The organism is Okibacterium endophyticum, from assembly GCF_054780075.1.
This window is the reverse complement of the sequence record NZ_BAAGXA010000005.1, coordinates 552,860-578,961: the sequence shown is the minus strand read 5'-3', so window position 1 is coordinate 578,961 and position 26,102 is coordinate 552,860. Positions and strand designations below refer to the sequence as shown.

24 protein-coding genes are annotated in these 26,102 nt (G+C 66.3%); 9 read left to right on the top strand and 15 right to left on the bottom strand.

Features of this window, described 5'->3' with window-relative positions; translation table 11 throughout:
* Positions 1 to 149 precede the first annotated feature (149 nt).
* From ACYVF5_RS06985 to nirD, 4 genes are all read right to left on the bottom strand, one after another.
* A complete protein-coding gene (locus ACYVF5_RS06985) occupies positions 150 to 638 on the bottom strand; it encodes a hypothetical protein (protein WP_460944700.1) in 489 nt (162 codons plus the stop codon).
* A gap of 104 nt (positions 639 to 742) precedes the next feature.
* Positions 743 to 1,462, bottom strand: coding sequence for a tRNA (guanosine(37)-N1)-methyltransferase TrmD (gene trmD / locus ACYVF5_RS06980; RefSeq protein WP_460944698.1), 720 nt, complete (start codon positions 1,460 to 1,462; stop codon positions 743 to 745).
* Between the two features lie 9 nt (positions 1,463 to 1,471).
* Positions 1,472 to 2,218: a sirohydrochlorin chelatase gene (locus ACYVF5_RS06975; protein WP_460944696.1), complete on the bottom strand. Its 747-nt coding sequence runs from the start codon at positions 2,216 to 2,218 to the stop codon at positions 1,472 to 1,474.
* The gene (nirD, locus tag ACYVF5_RS06970) at positions 2,215 to 2,586 is read right to left on the bottom strand and encodes a nitrite reductase small subunit NirD (protein ID WP_460945303.1); all 372 of its coding nucleotides are present in this window, start codon (positions 2,584 to 2,586) and stop codon (positions 2,215 to 2,217) included. The genes ACYVF5_RS06975 and nirD overlap by 4 nt, the downstream gene beginning before the upstream one ends.
* A 311-nt stretch (positions 2,587 to 2,897) precedes the next feature.
* On the opposite strand from nirD, the gene nirB reads away from it, so the two are divergent.
* From nirB to ACYVF5_RS06940, 6 genes are all read left to right on the top strand, one after another.
* Complete coding sequence (gene nirB, locus ACYVF5_RS06965; protein WP_460944694.1) at positions 2,898 to 5,543, top strand: nitrite reductase large subunit NirB; 2,646 nt, start codon at positions 2,898 to 2,900, stop codon at positions 5,541 to 5,543.
* Positions 5,540 to 6,334 (top strand): uroporphyrinogen-III C-methyltransferase, encoded by a 795-nt coding sequence (cobA, locus tag ACYVF5_RS06960; protein ID WP_460944692.1) that lies wholly within the window; start codon positions 5,540 to 5,542, stop codon positions 6,332 to 6,334. Before nirB ends, cobA begins: the two co-directional genes overlap by 4 nt.
* On the top strand, positions 6,331 to 7,461 hold the full coding sequence (locus ACYVF5_RS06955; RefSeq protein ID WP_460944690.1) for a uroporphyrinogen-III synthase: 1,131 nt from the start codon (positions 6,331 to 6,333) through the stop codon (positions 7,459 to 7,461). Before cobA ends, ACYVF5_RS06955 begins: the two co-directional genes overlap by 4 nt.
* 181 nt (positions 7,462 to 7,642) lie before the next feature.
* Positions 7,643 to 9,055 (top strand): MFS transporter, encoded by a 1,413-nt coding sequence (locus tag ACYVF5_RS06950; protein WP_460944688.1) that lies wholly within the window; start codon positions 7,643 to 7,645, stop codon positions 9,053 to 9,055.
* A 40-nt stretch (positions 9,056 to 9,095) separates the two neighbouring features.
* Positions 9,096 to 11,228, top strand: a complete 2,133-nt coding sequence (locus tag ACYVF5_RS06945; protein ID WP_460944686.1) for a molybdopterin oxidoreductase family protein — start codon at positions 9,096 to 9,098, stop codon at positions 11,226 to 11,228.
* Positions 11,225 to 12,880: an FAD-dependent oxidoreductase gene (locus tag ACYVF5_RS06940; RefSeq protein ID WP_460944684.1), complete on the top strand. Its 1,656-nt coding sequence runs from the start codon at positions 11,225 to 11,227 to the stop codon at positions 12,878 to 12,880. Before ACYVF5_RS06945 ends, ACYVF5_RS06940 begins: the two co-directional genes overlap by 4 nt.
* An 84-nt stretch (positions 12,881 to 12,964) precedes the next feature.
* Here the strand turns inward: ACYVF5_RS06940 and rimM are convergent, their stop codons facing one another.
* The 4 genes from rimM to ffh form a co-directional block, all read right to left on the bottom strand.
* Positions 12,965 to 13,645: a ribosome maturation factor RimM gene (gene rimM, locus ACYVF5_RS06935; protein ID WP_460944682.1), complete on the bottom strand. Its 681-nt coding sequence runs from the start codon at positions 13,643 to 13,645 to the stop codon at positions 12,965 to 12,967.
* 1 nt (position 13,646) lies between these two features.
* Positions 13,647 to 13,883: an RNA-binding protein gene (locus ACYVF5_RS06930; RefSeq protein WP_460944680.1), complete on the bottom strand. Its 237-nt coding sequence runs from the start codon at positions 13,881 to 13,883 to the stop codon at positions 13,647 to 13,649.
* 3 nt (positions 13,884 to 13,886) lie between these two features.
* Complete coding sequence (gene rpsP / locus ACYVF5_RS06925) at positions 13,887 to 14,318, bottom strand: 30S ribosomal protein S16 (protein WP_460944678.1); 432 nt, start codon at positions 14,316 to 14,318, stop codon at positions 13,887 to 13,889.
* 301 nt (positions 14,319 to 14,619) lie between these two features.
* Positions 14,620 to 16,188, bottom strand: a complete 1,569-nt coding sequence (gene ffh, locus ACYVF5_RS06920) for a signal recognition particle protein (protein WP_460944676.1) — start codon at positions 16,186 to 16,188, stop codon at positions 14,620 to 14,622.
* 140 nt (positions 16,189 to 16,328) lie between these two features.
* Between ffh and lipB the strand changes: the two genes are divergently transcribed.
* Together lipB and lipA are read left to right on the top strand one after the other, a co-directional pair.
* Positions 16,329 to 16,961, top strand: coding sequence for a lipoyl(octanoyl) transferase LipB (lipB, locus tag ACYVF5_RS06915; protein ID WP_460944674.1), 633 nt, complete (start codon positions 16,329 to 16,331; stop codon positions 16,959 to 16,961).
* 38 nt (positions 16,962 to 16,999) lie between these two features.
* Positions 17,000 to 17,989, top strand: a complete 990-nt coding sequence (lipA, locus tag ACYVF5_RS06910) for a lipoyl synthase (RefSeq protein ID WP_460945301.1) — start codon at positions 17,000 to 17,002, stop codon at positions 17,987 to 17,989.
* A gap of 6 nt (positions 17,990 to 17,995) precedes the next feature.
* Here lipA and ACYVF5_RS06905 read toward each other — a convergent pair whose 3' ends face one another.
* The 4 genes from ACYVF5_RS06905 to ACYVF5_RS06890 all read right to left on the bottom strand — a co-directional run bounded on the left by ACYVF5_RS06905 (position 17,996) and on the right by ACYVF5_RS06890 (position 23,641).
* Positions 17,996 to 18,499 (bottom strand): DUF2004 domain-containing protein, encoded by a 504-nt coding sequence (locus tag ACYVF5_RS06905; RefSeq protein ID WP_460944672.1) that lies wholly within the window; start codon positions 18,497 to 18,499, stop codon positions 17,996 to 17,998.
* A complete protein-coding gene (gene ftsY, locus ACYVF5_RS06900) occupies positions 18,499 to 19,374 on the bottom strand; it encodes a signal recognition particle-docking protein FtsY (RefSeq protein WP_460944669.1) in 876 nt (291 codons plus the stop codon). The genes ACYVF5_RS06905 and ftsY overlap by 1 nt, the downstream gene beginning before the upstream one ends.
* Before the next feature lie 35 nt (positions 19,375 to 19,409).
* Entirely contained in the window at positions 19,410 to 22,976 is a 3,567-nt protein-coding gene (gene smc, locus ACYVF5_RS06895; protein ID WP_460944667.1) for a chromosome segregation protein SMC, read from the bottom strand.
* A 203-nt stretch (positions 22,977 to 23,179) separates the two neighbouring features.
* The gene (locus ACYVF5_RS06890) at positions 23,180 to 23,641 is read right to left on the bottom strand and encodes an Lrp/AsnC family transcriptional regulator (RefSeq protein ID WP_460944665.1); all 462 of its coding nucleotides are present in this window, start codon (positions 23,639 to 23,641) and stop codon (positions 23,180 to 23,182) included.
* Positions 23,642 to 23,718: 77 nt separating this feature from the next.
* Here ACYVF5_RS06890 and ACYVF5_RS06885 point away from each other — a divergent pair, with 77 nt between their 5' ends.
* Positions 23,719 to 24,210: a DUF2000 domain-containing protein gene (locus tag ACYVF5_RS06885; RefSeq protein WP_460944663.1), complete on the top strand. Its 492-nt coding sequence runs from the start codon at positions 23,719 to 23,721 to the stop codon at positions 24,208 to 24,210.
* A gap of 32 nt (positions 24,211 to 24,242) precedes the next feature.
* Here the strand turns inward: ACYVF5_RS06885 and mutM are convergent, their stop codons facing one another.
* Genes mutM through rpmF form a run of 3 tightly spaced genes read right to left on the bottom strand, consistent with a single transcriptional unit; the run spans position 24,243 to position 26,101 of the window.
* Complete coding sequence (gene mutM / locus ACYVF5_RS06880; RefSeq protein WP_460944661.1) at positions 24,243 to 25,190, bottom strand: bifunctional DNA-formamidopyrimidine glycosylase/DNA-(apurinic or apyrimidinic site) lyase; 948 nt, start codon at positions 25,188 to 25,190, stop codon at positions 24,243 to 24,245.
* Positions 25,174 to 25,872, bottom strand: coding sequence for a ribonuclease III (rnc, locus tag ACYVF5_RS06875; RefSeq protein WP_460944659.1), 699 nt, complete (start codon positions 25,870 to 25,872; stop codon positions 25,174 to 25,176). Before rnc ends, mutM begins: the two co-directional genes overlap by 17 nt.
* Before the next feature lie 25 nt (positions 25,873 to 25,897).
* Positions 25,898 to 26,101 (bottom strand): 50S ribosomal protein L32, encoded by a 204-nt coding sequence (rpmF, locus tag ACYVF5_RS06870; RefSeq protein ID WP_022887809.1) that lies wholly within the window; start codon positions 26,099 to 26,101, stop codon positions 25,898 to 25,900.
* Position 26,102 lies beyond the last annotated feature (1 nt).

Genomic DNA, 26,102 nt, shown 5'->3' with positions numbered 1-26,102 from the left:
GATGTTTCGCTCTCTGTACCCGCCACAGGTCGACTACGAATAATTGTCTGAATGAGTGTCGCCGCTTCGTGCACGGGCTCCCCTGTGGCAGAGTCCGGTAGCGGCACAATCGTCCATTCTGCCATGCCGCGGGGTTTCTGGCAAAGCAGTCAGGGCCGGCGCGGGTGTTCCTCGATCACGATGAACTCGCCGCCGTCGTCCGGGCGCCTCGGCGCGCCTGCCGGCGACTGCTGCGCGAGGCGTTCGAATTCGGCGAACGTCGCACGTGTCCGGCGCGCGGCACCGCGAACCAGCTCCCAGATCGCGAGCCAGAACGCGGCGAGCCCCGCGACCACCCCCAGCACGGCGAAGAGCGAGGACGATGCCCCGAAGAGTCCGAATCCGATGACGGCGACGTGCCATGCGGTCAGCACAGCGACATCCGGCCACGACACGCCCGTGCCCGCTCGCACCTCCGGCCGGGCGAGGATCAGCAGCGACACGGCGAGCAGGGCGAGAAACAGGATGGGCATGGCGACGATGAGGCCGAGGAACTCCCAGCCGCTGTCACCGAAGACCGCCCAGCCGATCAGCGGCCAGATCGGCAGCGCAACCGACGCGATGAACATCCAGTAGCGGAATGCGCGGCGAATCATCATGTGGCGAGCATATTGCGACGGGCTGGGAGATTGGTCGGCAGATGACCCCGATCGTCTCAGGTTCGCTGCGGGCTGAAGCATCGCTCCCCCTCGACCGGGCGTGCTCAGAGCAGGTCCGGCCGCACCCGACGTGTTCTCTCGAGCTGCTGCTCGTGCCGCCACGCCGCGATCGCCGCGTGATTCCCGCTCAACAGCACGGGCGGAACGTCGAGCCCCCTCCACGACGACGGTTTGGTGTAACTCGGGTACTCGAGAAGCCCGTTCTCGTGCGATTCCTCGACCAGCGATTCGGGGTTGCCGACAACACCCGGAATCAGCCGGGCGATCGCCTCCACCATCGCCATCACAGCCACCTCTCCCCCGTTGAGCACATAGTCCCCCAGGCTGACGAGGCGCACCCGTGCACGTGCCGCGGTGTGGTCGAAGACTCTCTGGTCGATCCCCTCGTAGCGCCCGCATCCGAAAACGAGCCGGCTCTCACCGCTCAGCTCCCTGGCCATGCTCTGGGTGAAGACGTCGCCCGCCGGTGAGGGGAAGACCACCAGGGGGTCTTCGTCCGCAGGAGCCCCCGCGAGGTCATCAGCGGATGCGGCGGCGGGGCGGAGCACATGGTCGAGCGCCTCACCCCACGGCTCCGGTTTCATCACCATTCCGGCGCCACCGCCATAGGGGGTGTCGTCGACGGTGCGATGACGGTCGTGGGTGAAGTCACGCAGGTCGTGCACGGCGAGGTCGATGATCCCGCTCTGCCTCGCCTTGCCGAGGAGCGAGATGTCGAGCGCATCGAAGATCGTGGGGAAGATCGTGACGATGTCGATGCGCATGCAGCGAGTCTACGAGAGCGCGTGGCCCTCTCTCGCTTCGGTGAAGCGATCACACACGATCGACACGATCTCGTGGGGCGGTTCGCCGTCGGCCGTCAGCAGTGGCTGGGTGATCGCGTCCGCGCCCGCGGCGACGGCGAGATCGTAGAAGTACCCCGGCGCGAGCAGATAGGCCGAGATGATCACCCGCGCGCCCGGATGCTCCTGCCTGGTTTCGCGGACCGCCTGCGAAAGCTCGGGTTCGACCGCCGAGATGAAGCCCGCTCGAACGTCTCGCCCGAGCCTGAGCGAGAGGCGGCGCGCGGTTTCCGCACAGTCCGCGACCGCCCGGGAATCACTCGACCCGGCACAGGCGAGCACCACCTGATCGTCTGCCCGCAGCCCCGCGGCGCGCAGACGCCGGACGAGCACGCGCACAAGACGATCGTCGGGCCCGAGCGCCTTCGAGACGCGCGCCAAGCGCCCTGCGTCTGCTGCCGCCTCGGCCAGGTCGACGTGCACGTGGTAACCCGCAGACAGAAGCACGGGCACGATCACCGCCGGCTGGTCGGCTGCAAGCCCGCCGAGGGTGACAGGCACATCCGGGTGTTGCACGTCGACGAACCCCGCTGTCACGCGTCGTTCGGGAACAAGGCTCGCGACCGCGTCTGTGAGCGCTTCGACGGCGCGCTGACCGTCGAGGGACGAGGTTCCGTGAGACACCGCGACGAGCGCCGTCGAGACATCGGCGGCTGTGCGCTCGAGAACAAGGCTCATGCGGCCAGCTCCACCTCGATGAACCCGCCGACGACTCGTGTCCGGTAGGTGCCGAGCACCAGGTCGGGGTTGGTGAAGCACTCACCGGTGGCGAGGTCGTAGACCTCTTTGTGCAGCGGCGAGGCGACCGTCGGACGCTCACCACGCGACCCCACGATGCCACGGGCCATCACGTTCGCGTCGGTGTGCGGATCCCGGTGAGACACCGCGTACACCTCGTCGGGTGCGAGCAGAAAGATCGCTATCTGCTGTGAGCCGATCAGGGCGACCTCTCCCCATGCGGGTTCGAGATCGTCGACTCCGCACACCCGCTCCCAGGCGTGCACCTGGGTGTTGCGCAGTTCGCTGTCTGAATGCGTGCTGATCATCGTCATACGAATCGGCCTTCCTGTCGGTGCTCGATGTGACTGTCGCTCTGTCGGTGCTCGATGTGACTGTCGCTGCTCGATGTGATGAATGGGTTCGGCCGGTGAATGGGCCCGGCGGACGAGAGGTTGATCCGACGTTAGGCGTCGTGTGTTTCGCCGAGGCAGCTCGAATGTTTCGCCCGTGTGAAACCGCCCTCTCATCCGGCACCGTGCGCTGTGCGTCGCCGGACAACCCGCGGTTACATTCGAGAAATTGTCGCGAAATCCCTCGCACGTAGGCTCGCCGCATCAGATGAGAGGCGGGCCGCGCCATGACAGACACCACGCAGAGCCGAACACACGAGAACATGCCGGCAGGCAACGACGTTCGAGAGGTCGTGGTGATCGGCGGAGGTCCTGCCGCTCACCGGTTCGCCGACGCGATCGCGTCGCGCGACGAGAACCGTTCGCTCCACGTCACGGTTGTGAGCGAAGAGCTGCACAGGCCGTATGACAGGGTCGCTCTGAGCAAACGCCTTGAACAGGACGCCGACCTCACCCTTGAACCGACAGGCGCGTGGAACCACGGCCACATCGACCTGATCCTCGGCGAGCGCGTCACGGACGTCGACCTCGAGGCGAGATCGATCGTCACCTCGGCGGGGAGCACACTAGCGTGGGACGAGCTGGTCTTCGCCTCCGGATCGTCTGCGCCTGTTCCCGAGATCACGGGGCACAAGCACGCGAAGGTGTATCGCACCATCGACGACGTCGACTATCTGGCGGCCGAGGTCGACAGGATGGGCGCCGACCTCGGCCGGCCGGCGCGGGTCCTCGTCGCCGGCGGAGGACTCCTCGGCCTCGAGGCCGCCGGCGGCCTCTCCAGGCGAGGGGCGGATTCCAGCATCGTGCACTCCGGATCGTGGCTGATGTCGGCCCAACTGGACGAGGGCGCCGGGCGGGCTCTCGGGCGGATCATCGCCGCGCAGGGAATCGGGCTCCATCTCGGCACCCGCCCCCGCAGCATCCTGACCTCAGACGCCGGAACAGTCGAGGCCGTCGCTCTTTCGAACGGTCAGCGGGTCGGCGCTGATCTCGTGGTCTTCGCGATCGGCATCACCCCCAGGGACGAGCTCGCCAGGGCCGCCGGTCTCGAGCTCGGCGAGCGCGGCGGGATCGTGATCGGGAGTGACTGCCGGGCGTCACACCCCGGCGTCTGGGCCATCGGCGAGGTGGCGTGCTTCGAAGGCCGGTGCACGGGGCTCGTCGCCCCGGCCAATGCGATGGCCGAGGTCGTCGCAGACCGGCTGCTCGGCGGCTCGGCGCGGTTCACGACTGTCGACGACGCGACCAAACTGAAGCTCTCTGGCGTCGACGTCGCGAGTTTCGGCGACGCACTCGCCACCAGCGAGCACGCTCTCGAGATCGTGTATGCCGACCCGGCACGCGGGCTTTATCAGAAGCTCGTGATGACCGACGACGCCAAGACCCTTCTCGGTGGCATCTTCGTCGGTGACGCTGCGCCGTATGCGGCTCTTCGCCCGATGCTGGGGAGTGAGCTCTCGAGCGAGCCGGCAGCCTACCTCTCGGCGTCCGGCATGGAACCTCCGGCCGGCGACGAGCTTCCGGATGCCGCCCTGGTCTGCGCGTGCAACAACGTCAGCGCCGGCACCATTCGGGACACGATCAACGGCGTGCACACGGCGGCCTGCACCGACCTCACCGAGCTCAAGAGCTGCACCCGCGCCGGCACACAGTGCGGTTCCTGCGTTCCGCTCGTCAAGAAGCTGCTCGGGTCCGAACTCGCCAAATCGGGCATCACCATGTCGCGGGCGCTCTGCGAGCACTTCGACCTCTCACGGCAGGAGCTCTTCGAGACGATCCGCGTGTATCAGCTCACCGGATTCGACGAGACGATCGAACGGTTCGGCACGGGCAGGGGCTGCGACGTCTGCAAGCCGGCTGTGGCATCCATCCTCGCAAGCCAGCACGGGGACTACATCCTGGATGCCGGGCGTGGAACCCTGCAGGACACCAACGACAGGGCCATGGCCAACATGCAGAAGGACGGCACATACTCAGTCGTCCCCCGTATCCCGGCCGGCGAGATCACCCCGCAGAAGCTCGCCGTTATCGCCCAGGTGGCCACGGACTTCAACCTCTACACGAAGATCACCGGCGGGCAGCGCATCGACATGTTCGGCGCCAGGCTCGACCAGCTCCCCGAGATCTGGAGGAGACTCGTCGACGCCGGGTTCGAGTCCGGCCAGGCGTACGGCAAGTCACTGCGCAATGTGAAGAGCTGTGTCGGCTCGACCTGGTGCCGGTACGGAGTGCAGGATTCCGTGGGCATGGCCGTGCAGCTCGAACTGCGCTACCGCGGCCTGCGAGCCCCCCACAAGTTCAAGTTCGGGGTGTCGGGCTGCGCACGCGAGTGCGCGGAGGCCAGGGGCAAAGACGTGGGCATCATCGCCACGGACACAGGGTGGAACCTCTACGTGGGCGGGAACGGCGGTTTCCAGCCGTCACACGGACAGCTCCTCGCCGGAGACCTCGACGATGAGACCCTCATCCGCTACATCGACAGGTACCTGATGTACTACATCCGCACGGCCGACCGGCTGCAGCGCACCGCGAGGTGGATGGAAGACCTCGACGGAGGGATCGATCACGTTCGAGACGTGATCGTCGACGACTCGCTCGGCCTTGCAGACGAGCTCGAGACGGCCATGTCTGCGCACGTCGACACCTATGAGGACGAGTGGGCGGCGACGCTCGCAGACCCGGAGCGCCTGCGCCGGTTCCGGCCGTTCGTGAACGCCCCCACAACACCTGACGACACCGTCGCACGTGTCGAGGAGCGCGGGCAGTTGCGCCCCGCGACCGCGGATGAGCGGGAAAGCGGCGACGTCGTCTTTGTCGCAGGGCCTACTATTCCTATAAGGCCCAGCGGGTCTGTGCGGGAAGGGACGCGATGAGCGATGTCAGCACTGCCGGCCTGGGCACCGTCACCCTCGTCGGGGGCGGACCAGGAGCGCCCGGCCTGCTGACCGTAGCCGCTGTCGACGCCCTCCGCCACGCCGATGTCGTGCTCTACGACAGGCTCGCCCCGCACGATGGGCTGCGGGAGCTCGCTCCCCATGCCGAGCTCGTCGACGTGGGCAAACGCCCCGGTCACCACACGGTCGGGCAGGAGTCCATCGAAGAGACGCTCATCCGGCACGCTCGCCACGGAAAACGGGTGGTCCGTCTCAAGGGCGGCGACCCCTACGTCTTGGGCAGGGGAAGCGAAGAGGTGCTCGCATGTCATCGCAACGGCATAGCGGTCACCGTGCTCCCCGGTGTGACGAGCGCTGTCGCCGTTCCGGCCGCAGCGGGCATCCCCTTGACTCACCGCGGCGTCAGCCATCTGTTCACCGTCGTCAGCGGTCATGCCCCCCTCTCTGAGAGCGAGCACAGGAGTCTGGCCGAGTTGGGCGGCACCCTCGTGGTGCTGATGGGGGTCGCCACGCTGCCGACGCTCACCCAGGGCCTGTTGCGTCACGGACGTGACCCCCAGACCCCCGTCGCGATCGTCGAAAACGGATACAGCGCTGCGCAGCGCACAACGATCGCGGATCTCGGGACGGCTGTGCACGTCGCCGCCTCGGTTGGCGTGACGTCGCCTGCCGTGCTCGTGATCGGCGAGGTCGTCGCGCTCGCCTACGAAGGTGATCTCAGTGCAGACGATCTGATGGCGAGGGCCCGTCGGATGGCGGCGTTCGAATGAACGACGGCACGCGCGCCGTTCCCGGTTTCCGCGCGGACCAGCTCGAGGGTTTCCGCATCGGCGTGACCAGCGATCGCCGGTCGCAGGACCTCATCGATGCCTTTGAGCGCCGGGGAGCCCAGGTGCTGCATGCTCCGACGCTCAGGATCGCGCACGCCGAGCACGACGAGCCCTTGATCGACGACACACGTGACATCATCGCCGCCCGGCCCGACATCCTTCTGGCGACCACCTCGTACGGAATCGGGCGGTGGTTCGAGGTGGCGGACGCCGCCGGGCTCGGAGACGAGCTCGTGGACGCGCTCTCGGCGACCGCGATCCTCGTGCGCGGTCCGAAGGCGCGCGGCGCCATCCGCGCCGCCGGGTTGAACGACGTCGGCATGAGCGACGAAGAGACCACCGCATCGCTCGTCACCAAGGTGCTCTCCGAGTTCGAGCCTGGGCTCCGTGTCGCCGTCCAGCTCCACGGGTACACGGACGAGGCCCAGCTGGACCGGCTTCGCTCGGTGCACGCCGAGGTCCACACTGTCGCTCCGTACAGGTGGACGGATCCCGATTCCACGGACGACAGGGTCGGGCGTCTCATCGATCAGGCGATCGCCGGGTCCCTCGACGTGATCACGTTCACGAGCGCGCCCTCCGTCGACGCGCTGTTCCACGCTGCTGAAGGGCGAGGCGACGACATTCCCCTTCAGCGCGCGCTCCAGAGCGGTGTTCTCACCGCAGCCGTCGGGCCCGTGACGGCCGCAGGACTGATCGCCATGGGCATCACACCCATCGTTCCCGAGCGTTACCGCATGGGCGCCCTCATCCGGCTGGTGTGCGAGCATCTCGAACAATTCGGAACCCTGCGCGCACACACCGGACACGGCGACGTGGAGCTGAGGGGCAGCATCGCGCAGGTCGACGGGCGCAGGGTCGCACTGTCACCGTCGGCGAGTGCTGTCCTCCGCACTCTGGTCACGGCGAATGGCGCCGTCGTGTCACGACAGGCGCTCGCTACCGCGCTCCCCGGCGGGGCAGACGAACACGCGCTCGAGGTCTCGGTGAGCCGCCTGCGGCAGGCCCTCGGCGTTCCCGGGCTCATCAGCACTGTGGTGAAGCGCGGTTACCGACTCGACGTCTGACGACAAAGCGGTCACGCGCGTCAGATGACGCGCCTGTGGCGGGACCCTTGCGACCGGGTCCGTCGGCTGTGAGAACGACGTGATCCTGCGTTAACGCGTCGAACGACGACCCGAAACACACGGCGAATACCGTCGGGATCACCAACGAACACATGTTGATCCGACACACGGGGAGCTTACGATGACAACGCACCTCACCGGTCCTGTCTCAGAGGACCACACAACCGCGGAGTACCCACGCGAGCTCTCGTTCCGCCCGGGGCGCTGGGTCGACAACTGGGACCCAGAGGACACCGCGTTCTGGAACACACGCGGACGCGCGATCGCCCGCCGCAACCTGGCCTGGTCCATCTTCGCCGAGTTCCTCGGGTTCATCGTCTGGCAGCTCTGGAGCATCGTCGCGGTGATGCTCCCCCAGGCCGGGTTCACCTTCACCACTGCCGAGACGTTCTGGTTGATCTCGATGCCGAGCCTCGTCGGCGCCACCCTGCGGTTCCCGTACTCGTTTATGGTGCCGAAGGTCGGCGGGCGCAACTGGACGATCATCTCGGCAGGCCTGCTCCTGATACCATCCGTTGCGCTGGCGCTGTGCGTGGGCAATCCGGAGACCCCGTTCGCCGTGATGCTCGGCGTTGCCGCCCTCGCCGGTCTCGGCGGCGGAAACTTCGCCAGCTCGATGTCGAACATCACGTTCTTCTATCCGCAGCGTGAAAAGGGCTACGCCCTGGGCCTGAACGCCGCCGGGGGAAACCTGGGGGCTGCGGTGGCGCAGTTCGTGGTGCCGATCATCGTCACCGTCGGCGCCGCCGCAACGCTGAACCTTCCGCTCGCCGGCTGGATCTGGGTGCCCCTGATTCTCGTCGCGATGTTCGGCGCCCACCGCTACATGGACAACCTGTCATCGGCGAAGGCGGACTTCGCCGGCTCGGCAGCAGCCCTTCGGGAACCGCACCTCTGGATGCTCTCGCTTCTCTATGTGGGCACCTTCGGGTCGTTCATCGGCTTCGCGAGTGTGTTTCCGAAGCTCATCTCCGACCAGTTCCCGTCGTTCGGCAGCTTCGCCGTCGGAACGGCATCCATGTCCCTCGCGTTTCTCGGTGCACTCGTCGGATCGCTCGCACGGCCATTCGGCGGTCGACTCGCCGACCGTTTCGGCGGCGCTCTCGTCACGATGTGCTCGTTCGCGGTGATGGCGGTCGGCGCTCTTGCCGTCGTCTGGACACTTCCGTTCGCTGACTTCTGGCTGTTCCTGGTGTTCTTTCTGCTGCTCTTCGTCGCGTCTGGCATCGGCAACGGCTCGACCTATCGCATGATCCCGAGCGTGTTCGCCGCCCGTGCGGGCGCCGGCAACGCTCACAGCGGTGGCGCTGACATGACCACACAGCGCAAAGCCGCAGCGGCACTCGGGCTGATCTCGGCCATCGGTGCCTACGGCGGATTCATCATTCCGCAGATCCTCAACGTCTCGCACTCATCGAGCGGCACATATGCGCCGGCATTCTACGGATTCGTCTGTGCGTATCTCGTTCTGCTCGCACTCACCTGGTTCTTCTACGTTCGCCGCAACCCCTCGCTGTCCGGCCAGCGCCTGTGACCGACCCGCTCTCAGCATTCACCGATCCGAAAGGCGAGCCATGGCCGAGTCATCTGTCGCACAGACCACCGCGACGCACTGCCCGTACTGCGCCTTGCAGTGTGCGATGACGCTGACCACAAACGACTCCGCTCAGACGCCCCGTTCGCGACTGCTCCCGGTGACGGTGACGGGCCGCGATTTTCCGACGAACAGAGGCGGTCTCTGCAAAAAGGGCTGGACGTCGCCCGATGTGCTCGTCGCGGACGACCGGCTGACCTCGCCGCTCGTCAGAGATGCGCGCGGCGCATTCCGCGAGGTCTCGTGGAATGACGCCCTCGACCGCGTAGCCTCTCGCCTTCGCGACATCCGCCGGGCGAACGGCGCCGATGCCGTCGGGGTGTTCGGCGGAGGCGGCCTCACGAACGAGAAGGCGTATCAGCTCGGAAAGTTCGCCCGCGTCGCACTCGGCACAAGCCGAATCGACTACAACGGGCGCTTCTGCATGTCGTCGGCTGCGGCCGCCGGAAACCGAGCGTTCGGCGTCGACAGGGGTCTGCCGTTCCCCCTCGACGACCTCGACAGCGCCGACACGGTGCTGCTGCTCGGCTCGAACGTCGCCGAAACGATGCCACCGTTCATCGGTCATCTGCGTGGCGCACAGACGGCCGGAGGGCTGATCGTCGTCGACCCTCGCCGATCGGCAACCGTCACACTCACCGACGACGGCCGGGGCATCCACCTGCAACCCGCGCCTGGCACCGATCTCGTGCTTCTTCTCGGCCTCATCCACATCGTGATCGCCGAAAAGCTGACAGACGAGACCTATATCGCCGAGAGGACGAACGGATACGCGGCCCTCAGACGAAGCGTCAGCTTGTGGTGGCCCGAGCGCGTGCAGGAGACGACAGGCGTTCCAGCCGATGACCTTCGGAGGGTCGCCAGGCGACTCGCCTCCGGAGCGGGAACCTACATCCTGACCGGTCGTGGCGTCGAGCAGCACGTGGACGGGACCGACACCGCGACAGCCGCCATCAATCTGAGCCTGATCCTCGGCCTGCCCGGGCGGCCCGGCTCCGGCTACGGCACGCTCACGGGTCAGGGAAACGGCCAGGGCGGGCGAGAGCACGGACAGAAATGCGATCAGCTGCCCGGCTATCGCAGAATCACCGACCCTGCTGCACGCCGGCACGTCGCCGCGGTCTGGGGCGTCGACGAGAAGACGATCCCGGGCCCGGGCATTCCGGCTGTCGAGATGTTCGAGGAACTCGGCAGGCCAGGGGGGATCATGGCCTTGCTCGTGCACGGGTCGAACCTGGCCGTCTCTGCCCCGAACGTGACACGCGTCAGGGCAGCACTCGAACGCCTCGACCTGCTTGTGGTGTGCGACTTCTTTCTCTCAGAGACGGCGATGATGGCCGACGTCGTGCTTCCGGTCACCCAGTGGGCGGAGGAAGAGGGGACGATGACCTCGCTCGAGGGCCGGATCATCCGGCGCCGCCGTGCCGTTGACCCACCCGGCGAGGTGAAGACCGAGCTGTGGGTGATGAGGGAGCTCGCTGAGCGGTTGGAGGCGCCCTCGACGTTCAGCGACGATCCGCAGTCCGTTTTCGAGGAGCTCAGGCTGGCGTCCGCAGGTGGCATAGCCGACTACTCCGGTGTGAGCTACGACCTGCTCGATCGCACAGACGATGTGTTCTGGCCGTACCCGGCGGGCTCACGGGGCACGCCGCGGCTCTTCACCGAATCGTTCGCCCACCCGGACGGCCGGGCCTCGCTGATCGCAGTCGCCCCGCACCCGAAGGCCGAGTCCTTGTACACCGGCGACAGCGTGGCGCTCGTCACCGGGCGGGTGCTCGAGCAGTACCAGTCCGGCACCCAGACCAGGCGCGTCGATGAACTGCGCAGAGCGCAGCCAGAGGTGTTCGTTCAGCTGCACCCGGCGACGGCCGTGCGATTCGGCATCTCAGAGGGCGATCTCGTCGAGATCGGGAACGAGCGCGGTCTGATCCGCGCTCGTGCGCGCGTGACCGGGGACATCCGGCACGACACGGTCTTCGTCCCGTTCCACTACCCGGACGAGCACTCGGCGAACATGCTCACACAGGATGCCGTCGATCCCGTCTCGGGCATGCCGGACTTCAAGACCGCCTCGGTCTTTGTGCGCCCGATCACCCGGGTGCGTGTTGCATGAGCGCCCCGACACGTGTTGTGGTGGTCGGGTTCGGGCCCGTCGGGGCGCGATTCGCCGAAGAGATCCTTCCCGCGGTGACGTCTGGCGATGTCACGCTCACCGTCATCGGTCAGGAGAAGGCAGACGCCTACAATCGCGTGCTGGTCGCCGAGTACGCCGTCGGCCGCACAGACGTCGAGGCGATGACAATGGTGGACGGCGATGATCTGAGACGCGCGGGGGCATCCGTGCGCACGGGTGTCAGCGTGACGTCGATAGACAGGCGGCAACGGCGTGTGCACCTCGACGACGGGTCGGCGGTCGCATACGACAGGCTCGTGCTGGCGACGGGCGCTCGTGCGAACGTGCCGACTCTCGACGGGGTGGCCCGCGTGCGCCGGGACCTCGCGGGTCTCGAACGCGCAGACAGCTCGGTGTGGGTCCACGATGATCCGCTGCCGAGCGGAGTGACCGTGCTCCGTGATCTCGATGACGCCATCACAGTGCAGCGTGCGGTGCGCTCGGGGCGCCGCATCGTCATCCTCGGCGCCGGTGTTCTCGGCCTTGAGATCGCGCTTGCGGCAGCCGCCGAGGGAGCCGAGGTGTGTGTTGTGCATCACGGCGGGTTCCCGATGCCGAGAAACCTCGATCGGGGAGGCGGCACGGTTCTCACGTCTGCTCTGCGAGCATCCGGTGTGGGCGTCGTCGCGCACAGTCGGGCCGAAGCGATCCTCTTCAGCACAGATGAGGGCGGCGGACGGCATTTCTCTGCGCTGGTCACGGCCGACGGCAAGAGCATCCCGGGCGACCTGCTCCTGCTGTCATGCGGGGTGAACGCACGATCGGACCTGGCCGCTCTGGCCGGATTGCGTGTGGCGGCGGGAATCGTCGTCGGCCCGGACCTGCGATCGTGGTCAGACGACGCGATCTATGCGATCGGCGACTGTGCGCACGTCATCGAGCAGACGCCGGAACGCGCGCACGAGCGTGTTCTCGCCGGCGGGCCGAGCGGTCTGATCGGCCCAGGGTGGAGGCAGGCCGAGTGGCTTGCGTCACGTCTGTCGGCAGACGCCAGGGCAGCGGGCGCCGACACGGCGGATGCCGGTGCGAGGGGCGACACGGCGCCGGCCCAGAGGCAGTCAGTTGTGATGTTGAAGGCCGAGAACATCGATGTGGTCGCTGTCGGTGACGTGTCTGCCGATCCCTGGGAAGAGGAGCATCCCCATCCGGCGGGAATCGAGCAGCATGCAGCGCCGCGCCGGGTTTCCCAGTGGGCCGATCCCGAGCACGGGCGCTACGTGAAGATGGTCACCAGGCAGGGTGTGCTCGAGGGGTTCGTCGCCGTGGGGATGCCCAGGACCGCTGCCGAGCTCACTCTGCTCTTCGAGCGTTCCGGTGAGCTGCCGGCCGACCGGTCGATCCTGCTGCGCCTTGACGGACCTGACTCCGGTTCCGCGTCTGCGACCGACGTGTTCGCGCCCGATGCGACGGTGTGCTGGTGCAACGGAGTGACAGTGGGGGCGATCGAACGGTCGGCAGAAGAGGGAAACACCACCGTCGCCTGCATCGGCAGATCGACACGAGCGGGAACGGGATGCGGCGGATGCAGGGGGCGCATCTCTGAGCTGCTCGCCCACGTGGCGCCGACGGGAGCATCCGACGTCGCCGTGTAGCGGCGGTGTCCGATCTGGCGCCGGCCGATCTGTTCAGAAGAAAGCGCACGACGGACGGTGCGCAAACGGACGGTGCGCAAACGGCTACCGCGGGGTTTCGGCCTCTGGATCTGAATCGGAGTCAGGTGTGGCGGGCTCATCGGGCTCCGCCGCTGACGCCGCGGGTGCATCGCCGCCGGTGTGGTCCGTGCCCGGTTCTGCTTCGGTCTCGGCAGCCGAGGGCAGCTCCTCGAACAATCCGAGCGGCGGTGTGATGGTCACTGTTCGCGCCTCGACGTCGACCGATGGCACTATCGCCTTCACGAACGGCACCATGACCTCGCCGTTTGCGGTCTTCACGATCAGCAGGTCTTGCGCCGGCAGATGATCGACACGGGCCACGGAGCCGACCGAGACGCCGTCTCTGAGCACGTCAAGCCCGATCAGCTGGTGGTCGAACCAGGCGTCTTCTTCAGTCGACGCCTCGTTCGGATCATGATCGATCCAGAGAATCCCCTTTGCCAGGGACTCAGCTGTTGTCCTGTCGTCGACTCCCTCGAAGAAACCGACCGGCTGTGCGTTGTACCAGCGGAGTTCCTTGAGCGTGAGCGACGTGCCGTGCCACGGTGACGTGGACGGAACCTGCAGGGTGAAGACGGCCCCTGGCACGAACCGCGTGTCGGGGTCGTCGGTGTAGAGCTCGAGCTTGATCGCTCCTTTGAGCCCGTGCGCCTTCGTGAGCCTGCCGACCCGCAACTGGGTCTGAGACGGTTTCTCGGTGCTCACTTCAGGCGTCGGTGTCGACGACGTCTACGCGTACTCTGTGACCGTCGGCGAGAGCCGCGACGAGTGTGCGAAGGGACTTCGCGGTGCGGCCGGCCCTTCCGATGACACGGCCGAGGTCCTCGGGGTTCACACGAACCTCGAGGACCTCACCGCGCGGTGAGCTCTTCGCTGCGACGACAACGTCGTTCGGGTTGTCGACGATCCCCTTGACGAGGTGTTCGAGAGCTGATGCGAGCAAGGGTTACGCCGTGCCTTCTTCGGTGGTCTCCGCCTCAGGCTCCGCTACGGGAGCCTCCTTCTCGGCGACGGGAGCTTCAGCCTTCTCAGCCTTGGGCTTGAGCACAGGCTTCTTCTTCTCGTCTGCGACGAACTGGACCTTCGACTCTTTGGTCTTGACAGTGCTCACGGCGTCTTTGTCACCCGTGAACCTGCCCCAGTCGCCCGTGAGCTTGAGAATCGCGGCGACCTGCTCCGTCGGCTGCGCCCCGACAGAGAGCCAGTACTGGGCGCGCTCCGAGTTGACCTCGATGAACGACGGCTCTTCTGTGGGGTGGTACTTGCCGATCTCTTCGATGACGCGGCCGTCGCGCTTGGTGCGCGAATCGGCGACGACGATGCGGTAGTAGGGCGCGCGGATCTTGCCGAGGCGCTTCAATCGGATCTTGACGGACACAGTTCTCCTGAAATGTTGTGATGTGTTGTGCTTGAACCGGCTGCGTGGGGGCACACTCGGCTCAGAAAGCTCTTTGGATGCTGTGCGGCCTGATTAGAGGGTCGGACGAGCACAGTCTCAGCTGTCTATTCTGGCAGATAATTCTCCATCGTGTGACAGGCGTCGTTCAGCCGTTGACCGTGTCACGCCGGCGGAGCCATCTTTTCACTCGTGCAAGGTCGTCGTCCGGCCCGCTGATGCCGACCGTGAACGCCGATGCGCATACGCCTGGTCGAGGTCGTCGTCAGATGACGCGACGCCGTCATCGCCCCAGGAACTTCTGCAGGGCGGCGAGCTCTTCTTCGTTCGGCGGGGTCTGCGCGTCCGCTCCGGAAGAACCCAGTCCGAACCCGGAACCCCCGGCCGACGTCGGTTTCGCCGGCCCCGCGGCGAGTGCCGCGTTCTCGGCCGCGCGTTTCGCGGGGTTCCCCGACTTCGACCCCTTCTTCTTCGGCTGCTGCTTGCGCCCGCCGCCACCACCACGCACGCCGGGCATCGGCCCCATCCCCGGAATGTTCGGTGTGCCGCCCTTTGCGACGGTCTTCATCATCTTCGCGGCCTGCTCGAAGCGGTTCACGAGCTGGTTGACCTCGGTGACGGTGGTTCCGGATCCGCGCGCGATCCGCAGCCGGCGCGAGCCGTTGAGCAGCTTGGAGTTCTCCCGTTCCGCCCGGGTCATCGACTGGATGATCGCCTCTGTCCTGATGATCTCGCTCTCGTCGAACGCATCGAGCTGCTGCTTCATCTGGCCCATGCCGGGCAGCATGCCCATCATCTTCTTGATCGAACCCGCTCCGCGGAGCTGTTGCATCTGCTTGAGAAAGTCGTCGAGGGTGAAGCTGTCCGTCGCGAACTTCTCGGCGACCGCTCGTGCCTCTTCTTCGTCGAACGCCTGCTGCGCCTGCTCGATGAGGGTGAGGATGTCGCCGAGGTCGAGAATGCGGCTCGCCATGCGGTCGGGGTGGAACGGCTCGAAATCGTCGAGTCGCTCACCCGTCGACGCAAAGATGATCGGGCGCCCCGTGACCGAAGCCACGGAGAGCGCTGCTCCGCCGCGTGCATCGCCGTCGAGCTTCGACAGCACCACGCCGGTGAAGTCCACACCCTCCTGGAACGCCTTCGCCGTCGCAACGGCGTCTTGACCGATCATCGCGTCGATGACGAACAGCACCTCATCGGGGTCGACGGCGGCACGGATGTCTGCGGCCTGCTTCATCAGCTCGGCGTCGACGCCGAGACGGCCGGCCGTGTCGACGATGACCGTGTCGTACTGCTTGGTCTTCGCGTATGCGACGCCGTCTTTCGCCACCCTGACAGGATCGCCGACCCCGTTGCCTGGCTCGGGTGCGTACACCGCGACCCCGGCCTGCTCGGCGACCACGCTCAACTGGGTGACGGCGTTCGGTCGCTGCAGGTCGGCGGCGACGAGGAGCGGTGTGTGTCCGTCTTTCGCCAGCCATTTCGCGAGCTTTCCAGCGAGCGTCGTCTTGCCTGCGCCCTGGAGCCCGGCGAGCATGATGACGGTCGGGGGGTTCTTCGCGAACTCGAGCCGCCGCTGCTGACCGCCGAGAATGCCGATGAGCTCGTCGTTGACGATCTGAACGACCTGCTGCGCCGGGTTGAGAGCCTTGTTGACTTCGTCGCCGAGCGCGCGCTCGCGCACACGCCCGGTGAAGGCCTTCACAACATCGATCGAGACATCGGCATCGAGCAGCGCGCGACGGATCTCGCGAACGGTGCCGTCGACATCCGCCGGCGACAGGGTGCCCTTCTTGCGAAGATTCTTGAAGGTGTCGCTGAGGCGATCTGAGAGGTTTCCGAAAGTAGCCATTTGATCCCAGTTTAGCTAGCCAATCGAGAAATGGCCGACTAGATCGACTCGCCTCTCGCGACTAAATCGACTCGCCTCTCGACAGCAGACAGAGAAGAGGCGACTTATTGGACTGAGTCTATTAATGCTATCGTGCTGCCATGACCGAGCTTCTGACAGCGGGGTTCGCCCCCGATCTCGTTCCATACGACGTGGGCTGGGCCCTTCAACGGAGAGTGCATCGGAATGTCGTCAGCGGTTCCTCGCCCGACACCCTGATCCTGCTCGAGCACGAGCCGGTGTTCACGGCCGGAACACGTACGCTGCCCGACGAGCGACCGGCGAACGGGGCTCCCGTCGTTGATGTCGATCGAGGCGGAAAGATCACCTGGCACGGCCACGGGCAACTGACGGGATACCCGATCGTCCGGCTCGCAGAACCGGTCGTGGATTATGTGCGTCGCCTCGAGTCGACACTCATCGGTGTGCTCGCAGATATCGGGATCACCGGCGAGCGCGTGCGCGGACGCTCGGGCGTCTGGGTGGACTCCCCCGGCGGATACAACAAGATCGGCGCCATCGGAGTGCGGGTCTCCGACAACGTGACCATGCACGGTTTCGCCCTCAACTGCAGCAACAGCCTCGAGCCGTTCACACAGATCGTCCCGTGCGGCATCCGTGATGCGGGGGTCACGACCGTGAGCCTCACCCTGGGCCGCACGGTGACGCCGGCGGACCTGGCGGATGCCGTCGCCGCGGCGTTCGGCGCTGCGCCGGCGCGGGTTCCGGTATGAGCGCCTGCGGGGGCACGGGCGCGACGACGGCCGACACGATGGCCGGAGCACCAGGCGGGCGCAAGCTGCTCAGGCTTGAAGTGCGCAATGCGCAGACACCCATCGAACACAAGCCCGAGTGGATCAAGACCACGTTGAGAACGGGACCGGAGTACCGCCGCCTGCAGGCACTGGTGAAAGACGAGCAGCTGCACACCGTCTGCCAGGAGGCAGCGTGTCCCAACATCTATGAGTGCTGGGAGGACAGGGAGGCGACGTTTCTCATCGGCGGCGCACAGTGCACAAGACGCTGCGACTTCTGCCAGATCGACACGGGCAAACCCGCCGACTACGACAGAGACGAACCGAGGCGCGTCGCGGAATCCGTCGCCGCCATGCAGCTGCGCTATGCGACAGTGACCGGCGTCGCTCGCGATGACCTGCCAGACGAAGGGGCGTGGCTGCACGCCGAGACCGTCCGGGCCATCCATGCGCGCAATCCGGGAACGGGGGTCGAGATCCTCGCCACCGATTTCTCGGGCAACCCGGATCTGCTCGCCGAGGTGTTCTCGTCGCGGCCAGAGGTCTTTGCGCACAACGTCGAGACGGTGCCACGCATCTTCAAGCGCATCAGACCCGCTTTCCGGTACGAGCGTTCCCTCGACGTCATCTCGCAGGCGAAGCGTGCCGGGCTGATCACCAAGTCGAACCTCATCCTGGGCATGGGCGAGACATCGGCCGAGGTGACGGAGGCTCTCCACGACCTGCGCGACGCCGGAACCGACATCATCACCCTCACGCAGTATCTGCGCCCGACGCCGAGGCACCTGCCCGTCGACCGCTGGGTCAGGCCGGAAGAGTTTCTCGAGTTCAGGTCACAGGCCGAGCAGATCGGGTTTCTCGGCGTGCTCGCCGGCCCGCTCGTCAGATCGTCGTATCGGGCCGGCAGGCTCTGGGCGGGCTCGATGCAGCGATCGGGCAGGCAGGTTCCCCGGGAACTGCTGCACCTCGCAGAGGGAGCACAGGGTTTCGCACAGGCGGTCGGCTGAGATCTCTCAGCCGAGCAGCTCGACGTTCACCGTCTCACCGCGCACGGTGAGATGCGCGACCAGCGCGAGCTCTGAGCCGTCGGGGTCGAGGGCGAACTCGAGGCTCACAAAGGGGTCACCCTCTCCGGTCTGGTGCGGGTGGAGCGACACCCTCATCAGCTGAAGCGACCTGATGACATCGACCTCACGGTCTCCTGAGTGGTCGACGAGCAGGTCTTCGAGATCGTCGCCGAGCTCGTCCACGCTCGTGGCGATGAACTCCGCCACGTCCGAGCCGCTCGCGTCCAGCTGAGCGAGCATCGCCTCTCGGGCACGAAGGTCGAGATCGTCGAGCGTGGCCACCATGCCGGCAGCACCGTCGAGGGCGTCTTCTGCGACGCTCACACCCCCAGGAACGCTGAGCGTGAGGTCGATGACCTGATCGCCGACCTCAGCGGTCTCAGACCAGTAGAGCGCGCCGTCCGAATCCGTTTCGATCAGTCCGAAGAAGTCGTGCTCGACCGAGGCCATCAGCCGACCAGTTTCTGCGCGAAGACGTGCGGTGTGAATCCGGTGAGGTCGTTGATGCCCTCACCCTGCCCGATGAGTTTGATGGGAATGCCCGTCTTCTCTTGCACGGCGAGCACGAAACCGCCCTTCGCCGACCCGTCGAGCTTCGTGAGCACGAGCCCGGTGACACCCGCGTGCTGAATGAACGCCTCTGCCTGAGCGAGACCGTTCTGCCCCGTCGTGGCATCGAGCACGAGCAGCACTTCGGCGATCGGAGCCTGTTTCTCGACGACTCGGCGGATCTTCGAGAGCTCGTCCATCAGCCCGCCCTTCGTCTGCAGCCGCCCCGCCGTGTCGATCACCACGATCTCGATGCCGTTCTGCACGGCGAACTCCACGGTCTGGAACGCGACGGATGCCGGATCCTGGCCCTGTTGCTGCGGCCGGACGATCTGGGCCCCCGCGCGCTCCGCCCAGGTCGCAACCTGTTCGACGGCCGCGGCCCTGAAGGTGTCGGCAGCGCCGATCACAACGCTTCGTCCGTATGTGGCGAGGAACTTCGCGAATTTTCCGATGGTCGTCGTCTTGCCGACGCCGTTGACGCCGACGACGAGCACAACGGCGGGGCGCTCGCTCAGGGTGAGTGTTGTGTCGTAACGCGACAGGCGTTCTTCGATCGTCTCGCGGAGCATCCGCTGCAGGTCTTTCGGATCGGTTGTGCGGTAGCGTGCGACGTTCGCCCTGAGTTCGTCGATGACGGCCTCGGTCACCTCTGACCCGAAGTCCGCAGAGATGAGTGCGTACTCGAGGTCGTCCCAGGTTCCCTCATCGATGGTGGCCTTCTGGAACATCCCCTTCAGTGCGCCCGAAAGTGACCAGGGCGTGCGTTCTGCCATGTCTCAAGACTACCGAGTCGGCGTTGGGGCCCGAATCAGCTGGCCCGCTCCTCGGCCACACGCTGGCCGACGACGGCCGAGACGCCGTCCTGGCGCATCGACACACCATAGAGTGCGTCTGCGATCTCCATCGTGCGCTTCTGGTGGGTGATCACGATGAGCTGGCTCGATTGCCTGAGGTCTTCGAAGATCGCCAGCAGGCGTCCCAGGTTCGCATCGTCGAGTGCGGCCTCCACCTCGTCCATGATGTAGAACGGGCTGGGGCGCGCCTTGAAGATCGCGATCAGCAGGGCGACCGCCGCCAGGGAGCGTTCCCCGCCAGACAGAAGCGAGAGCCGCTCGATCTTCTTGCCCGCCGGCTTCACACTCACGTCGATGCCCGTCGTCAGCAGGTTCTCGGGATCTGTCAGCTGGATGCTCCCGGTTCCACCGGGGAACAGCACGGGAAAGACGTCACCGAACGCCGCTTTCGTATCGTCGAACGCGCTCTGGAAGATGGTCTGCATCTTGTCGTCGAGTTCATCGATGATCGTGAGCAGGTCGGTTCGCGTCTTCGTGAGGTCGGTCAGCTGCTCCGTGAGGAACCTGTGCCGTTGTTCGAGCGCGGCGAACTCTTCGAGGGCGAGCGGGTTCACCCGGCCGAGCCTCGAGAGCTTGCGTTCGGCGCGCTCCAAACGCCTCTGCTGCTGCTCCCGGTCGAACGGGATGCCCTCGTCCGATCCATCGGCAGGAGTAGCAGGTGTGCTCTCGCCCTCGTTTCCGTCGTCAGGTGTGACGCCGTCCGGTGGCACCGGCACGTCTGGGCCGTACTCGGCGACCAGAACGTCTTCCACGAGACCGAGTTCGGATCCGGCTCTCTCGAGCAGGCTCGACAGGTGCAGTTTCTTCTCGTAGATCTGCAGTTCGAGCCCGTGCACGCTCTCGGTGACAGCCTGCAGCCGCTCGCGCAATGCGCTCTCTTCTCGACGCAGCGTGACGAGCTCTTCGTTCTGGTGTGCGCGCTGTTCCTCTGCCCGGGCGAGCAGCATCCGGGATTCGGCCACGGAGCGATCGACCGAGTCGAGCACGGCAGGCAGAACATCGGCGACACCTGACGCCGTGTCGAGCTGTCGCTTGCGGATCACGGCGCGACGGGCGGCCGCCTCTGCGGCTTCGCGCTCAGACTCCATACGCGCCGCGAGAGCCCCGACACGCTCTTCCTCTGCGCGGACCCGCTCCCGCGCGGTCTCGAGCTGGAGCCTGGACTCGACCTCGGCCTCCCTCGCCCTGTCGAGCTCGGCCGCGAGCTCATCCCGTGCGGCCACGTCGAGAATCGGTCTCGGCCGGCTCCTGGCCGTCTCGAGCTCGCTCCTGGCTCTCTCCAGCGCGGCCTCAGCCTCTGTGACCGCCTCTGCGGACTGCGCGAAAGCCGTTGTGAGCCGATCGTATTCGGCGACGGCCGCCTCTGACTGCACCTTGGCCCGGTTGAGCTTCTCCGTGACGGCGGCGAGCTGAGCATCGAACTCGCGCAGGGCCTGCAGGGCCCGCTGGGACTGCTCCTTGGCCGACTGGTGCACGGCCCGCTGCTCGGTCAGCTCGATCCGGAGGTCTTCGATCAGCGCGGTGACCTCTGTGAGGCGTTCCGCAGCGGCGTCCCGCTCCGCGAGAAGCTCGATACGACCCTGCTTGCCACCTGATCCGCCGCGCAGCACGTGATCGGTGAGCACGTCGCCAGACCGCGTCACCAGGGTGACAGGGCCGCCGAGCGCCGATGTGAGCTCGGCCCAGGCGGAACGTGCTGATCGGATGTCGTCGGCGACACCCGCGAACGCGAGAATGCCGAGCACACCACCCGGTGCCTCTACAACGGTTGTGGCCGGAACGATGCCGGGGGTGTCCGGCCACGTCGGAATCGCCCGTCCGCTGTCGGCGATCACCACCTCGACGCGACCGAGATCGTGTTCCTGGGCGTACTCCAGAGCGCCGAAGGCCTCTGAGTCCCCCGATGCGAGCACGGCGTCTGCCAGGGTGCCGAGCGCGGCGGCGATGGCCGACTCGTAGCCCACGGCGACCTGCACGTGGTCTGCGACGACTCCGCGCACCCCGCTGAGGTTCGCCGCGACGAGATCACTCGCACCGTCCTTGATCTCAAGGGCACGTGACAGCGCGCTCGTCTGTGCGGTGAGGGCGTCGCGCTCGCGCTCGTGTTCGTGCAGAAGCTCGCGCAGGCGTTCGATCTCCGCATCCGCCTCGAAGACACGCGCCTGGGCGAGTTCGTATGCCTCGTCGAGGCCGTTGTCGTCTCTGTCGACGTCTCCGACCGATTCTTCGAGCGCCGAGAACTCCCGCTTCGCGGCATCCCGGCGTTCCTCTGAGGCATCGATGGCGTTCTGCTGCCGGAGCCTCTCACCGCGGACCGCTGCGAGTCGCGATGCGGCGGCATCGGCCTGACCGGTGAGTTTGGTGATCTCGAGGTCGTGTTTGGACACCAGAGCGCTCTGCGCCGCGATCTCGTCATCAACGGCGTCGAGGCGCTGGCGGGCAGAGACCGTCGCCTGTTTGCTTCGCTGCCAGGCGGCATCCGCTGCGGTCACAGCGTGGCGCAGGCGTTCGGCCTCTGCCTTCGCGTCGTCGATGTTCTGCCTCGTGACCGTTTGCGTGACGTCGTTCGACTCGCCCTCAGTGCCCAGCAGGGCCAGCCGCTGGTTGGCGAGGGTATACAGGCCGCGCAGCCGCTCCTGCACCGACTCCAGGCCGAAACTCGTGCGACGTGCGACGTCGACGGCGTCGCCGACCTGTGCCTGCTCGAGCCGGGCGATGCGCAGCTGCTTCTGCTCCAGCTGCTCCTGCAGCACGATGCGCTCCGTGTGCCGCTCGTGTTCCGAGCGCCCGTGGGCGTCAAGGGCCCTTCGCAGCGTGACCACCTCGTCTGCCAGCAGCCTGGCCCGCGCATCGCGGACGACCGCCGCTATCGACTGCGCCTCCCTGGCGATCTCCGCCTGATGGCCGAGCGGCTTCAGCTGCCGCCTGATCTCGCCGGCGAGGTCGCTCAGGCGGGTGAGGTTCGTCTGCATGGCGTCGAGCTTGCGCACGGTCTTCTCTTTGCGCCTGCGGTGCTTGAGGATTCCGGCAGCCTCTTCGATGAAACCGCGGCGTTCCTCGGGCGACGCGTGCAGCACGGCATCGAGCTGGCCCTGACCGACGATGACGTGCATCTCTCGCCCGAGCCCGGAGTCGCTCAGCAGCTCCTGCACGTCGAGAAGCCGGCAGCCCTCTCCGTTGATGGCGTACTCGCTGCCGCCGTTCCGAAAGAGTGTGCGACTGATCGTGACCTCGGTGTAGTCGATCGGAAGCGCGCCATCGGCGTTGTCGATGGTCAGGATGACCTCGGCGCGGCCGAGCGGACCCCGAGTCGAGGTGCCGGCGAAGATGACGTCCTCCATCTTGCCGCCGCGCAGTGTCTTTGCTCCCTGCTCCCCCATCACCCACGCAAGCGCGTCGACGACGTTGGATTTTCCGGAGCCGTTCGGCCCGACGACGCAGGTCACGCCGGGCTCGAACGCGAATGTGGTCGGCTGGGCGAATGACTTGAACCCCTTGACGGTCAACGACTTCAGGTACATTCGGCCTCCTTCCCTCTGCTCCCAGACCTTGTGCGGCTCAAACTCTGTGCGGCTCAGACGGGAACGTGATCCCGCTGCGACGTTCTGGTCTACGGTACCGAACCATCGGCGTGCGGCAGCACAGGCGCGCGTCTTGCAGACCGAACATCGCCGGGTCTATTCTGATCGGCCGCCCTTTGGCACACCGGCATGCCGAGCGATGATCAGCCGCCGACGACCGGCTCGACACGCGTCGCGCGGATGTGCTCGTATACAACAGATGTCCTGACGTCTGCGACTTCGGCGCGCTGGGTCAGCTCGTCGATCACAAACGCGTACAGCGCTTCGTTATGAGGGACCGCTACGTGGATGATGAAGTCCTCTGTGCCGGTTGTGACGAAAACTCCGAGTGTTTGCGGCAACCCTGACGCCCAGTCCCTGAACGACTCGATCACCGGCCGCGATGGCGGTCTGATCCTCACGGCGATGAGAGCCTGCACCGGCCGGCCGAGAGCGGCCAGGTCCACATCGAGTACGGCACCCCTGATGACACCACGAGCGCGCAGAGCACGGGTGCGGTCGAGCGCCGTCGTCGGCGAGACTCCGACGGCCGCCGCGACGTCACGATTGGAGCGACGTGCATCCGACTGCAACTCGCGCAGAATCGCCTGATCTAATTCGTCCATATTCACCCTCCGCCTCCATTCTCGTACTTAATACGGATGTAGGGCATCACATATGTGAATGAGCATAGTATTCACGCGTGATAGTCGAACAGGTGACAAGGGCAGACATGAACACGATCGGTTTTGCGGCGGAAGAGATCCAGTCAGGACCAACACGCTCGGCCAGGCTGAAGTGGGTCGTGGTCGTGAACGAAGACCTGCCCCCGGGGCGGGCGGTGAACGCGGCCATCTGCGCGGCGGCGGCGACCTCGTCGCGTGTCACCGGCATCCTCGGTGCGGATGCGGTCGACGGCGACGGAGACGTCCACCCCGGCCTGCCCTGGGCGGGTTGCACCGTTCTCGTGGCCGATGCCGGAACACTCCGGTCACTCCGTGCACAGGCGGCAGCCCACGACGAGACGTTCGTCGCGGACATGCCGTCGGCGGCACAGCAGACCCGTGTGTACGACGAGTATGTAGACGCGCTCTCGGGTTCATCCGCCGACGAGATCGAGTACTACGCCGTGAGCATGGTCGGTCCGCGGAACCGCATCGACCGGCTCGTCAAGCGTCTCGCGCTCATGCCGTGAACGGACGCGCACCGGTGAACCGCTGTCACGGCTCAGGGGACCGGGCGCAGCCGCTGACATCTCGGGCAGTAGTGCGACGAACGGTTCATAAAGGCGACCCGCTCCATCACCGTGCCGCACCGTGCGCACGCGAGCCCCTGGCGTCCGTATGCGTTGAGGCTGTGCGCGAAATAGCCTGACGCCCCGTTGACATTGACGTATTGAGCGTCGAAGCTCGTGCCGCCCTCTGCGAGCGCCTTCTCGAGCACCTGCCTGACCGCAGACATCAGCTCCGCGATCTTGCGAGCCGAGAGAGTGTTCGCGGGCTGGTCGAAGTGCAGCCTCGCTGCCCACAGGGCTTCGTCCGCATAGATGTTGCCGATCCCGCTCACCAGTGTCTGGTCGAGCATGGCTCGTTTGATGCCTGACGCCCTGCGGCCGAGGCGCCGGACGAACTCGCGCTGGTCGAACGCCGGATCAAGCGGGTCTCTGGCGATATGGGCGACGCGATCGGGGATGAGGCTGTGCCAGGCGGGCAGAACCGGTGTGCCTGGATGCCGACCGGAGAATCCCCCGGCTGCGCTGTCGGCTGTTGTGATGAGACCGTCGATGGCCATTCCGCCGAAGATACGCTGGTCGACGAAGTTGATGCACAGCTCCCCGTGCTCCGGGTGCTCGATTCCCAGACGTATCCGCGTCAGGCGATCCTCAACGCCCGGCTCCCTCAGCAGCATCTGGCCGCTCATGCCCAGGTGGGTGACGAGAGCAACCGGGCGGATGTCATCCGCGCCGGTCGCGCGCAGCGGGAACCAGAGGAACTTTCCCCGGCGCACGGCACCCTCGATGACGCGCGAGTGCAGCACCTCTTCGAATGAGCCGCTGATCGGATTGTGGCGTTTCACCGACCTGTCATCGAGCACCTCGACGCTCGTGATGCGCGCACCGGTGACGGCGGGAGCGAGGCCGGCGCGCACGACCTCGACCTCAGGAAGCTCCGGCACTCAATTCCGTCCAGGCGATCATCGCGGCGGCGAGCTCCGCGTGCTTCTTGCTGCTGCCGTGTCCCGTGGCGGCGACGAGGTCTCCGACCGTGACCGTGGCCGTGAATGAGCGATTGTGGTCCGGGCCCTCACTCGTCACGGAATACACCGGAGCGGGTGCGCCGACGGCAGCGGCTGCCTCTTGCAGGCTCGTCTTCGGATCCATGGCCGCACCGAACCGCGCGGAGTCCGCGAGCAGGGGCTCGACCAGCCGCAGCACAAGGGCAGTCGCGACCTCATGGCCCTGGTCCAGGTAGACGGCACCGAAGATCGCCTCCATCGTGTCGGCGAGGATCGACGGCTTGCTTCGACCGCCGGTGAGCTCCTCCCCGCGCCCGAGGCGCAGGTGCTCGCCGAGGCCTATGGAATGTGCGACCTCTGCGAGTGCCACCGTCGAGACGACGCTCGAGCGCATCTTCGCAAGGTCCCCCTCGGTGAGCTCGGGGTTCGCACGGTACAGCCGTTGTGTGACGGCGAGGCCCAGGACCGAATCGCCGAGGAACTCGAGGCGTTCGTTGTGCGGCACACCGCCGTTCTCGTACGCAAAAGAGCGATGCGTGAGCGCAAGCTCAAGCATCGCGTCGTTAACTGAGACACCGAGGGTCGCCAGGAGCGACCCTCGGTCTGTCTGCGGTTCTGACACGAATCGTGCGCCAGCGGGTCGCAGGCTAAACGTCTGCGACCTTGCGGCCCTTGTACTCGAGGAACAACGGTGTGCCCGCCGAGTCTTCGACGACCTTGGCGCGGTGCGGCAGGCTGTAGGTCACCTTGCCGTTCTCGACGGTCTTCACCAGAGTGGGGACTTCAGCCTTCCACTGCGAACGGCGCGCGTGTGTGTTCGCGCGTGACTTCTTCCGCTTCGGAACAGCCATG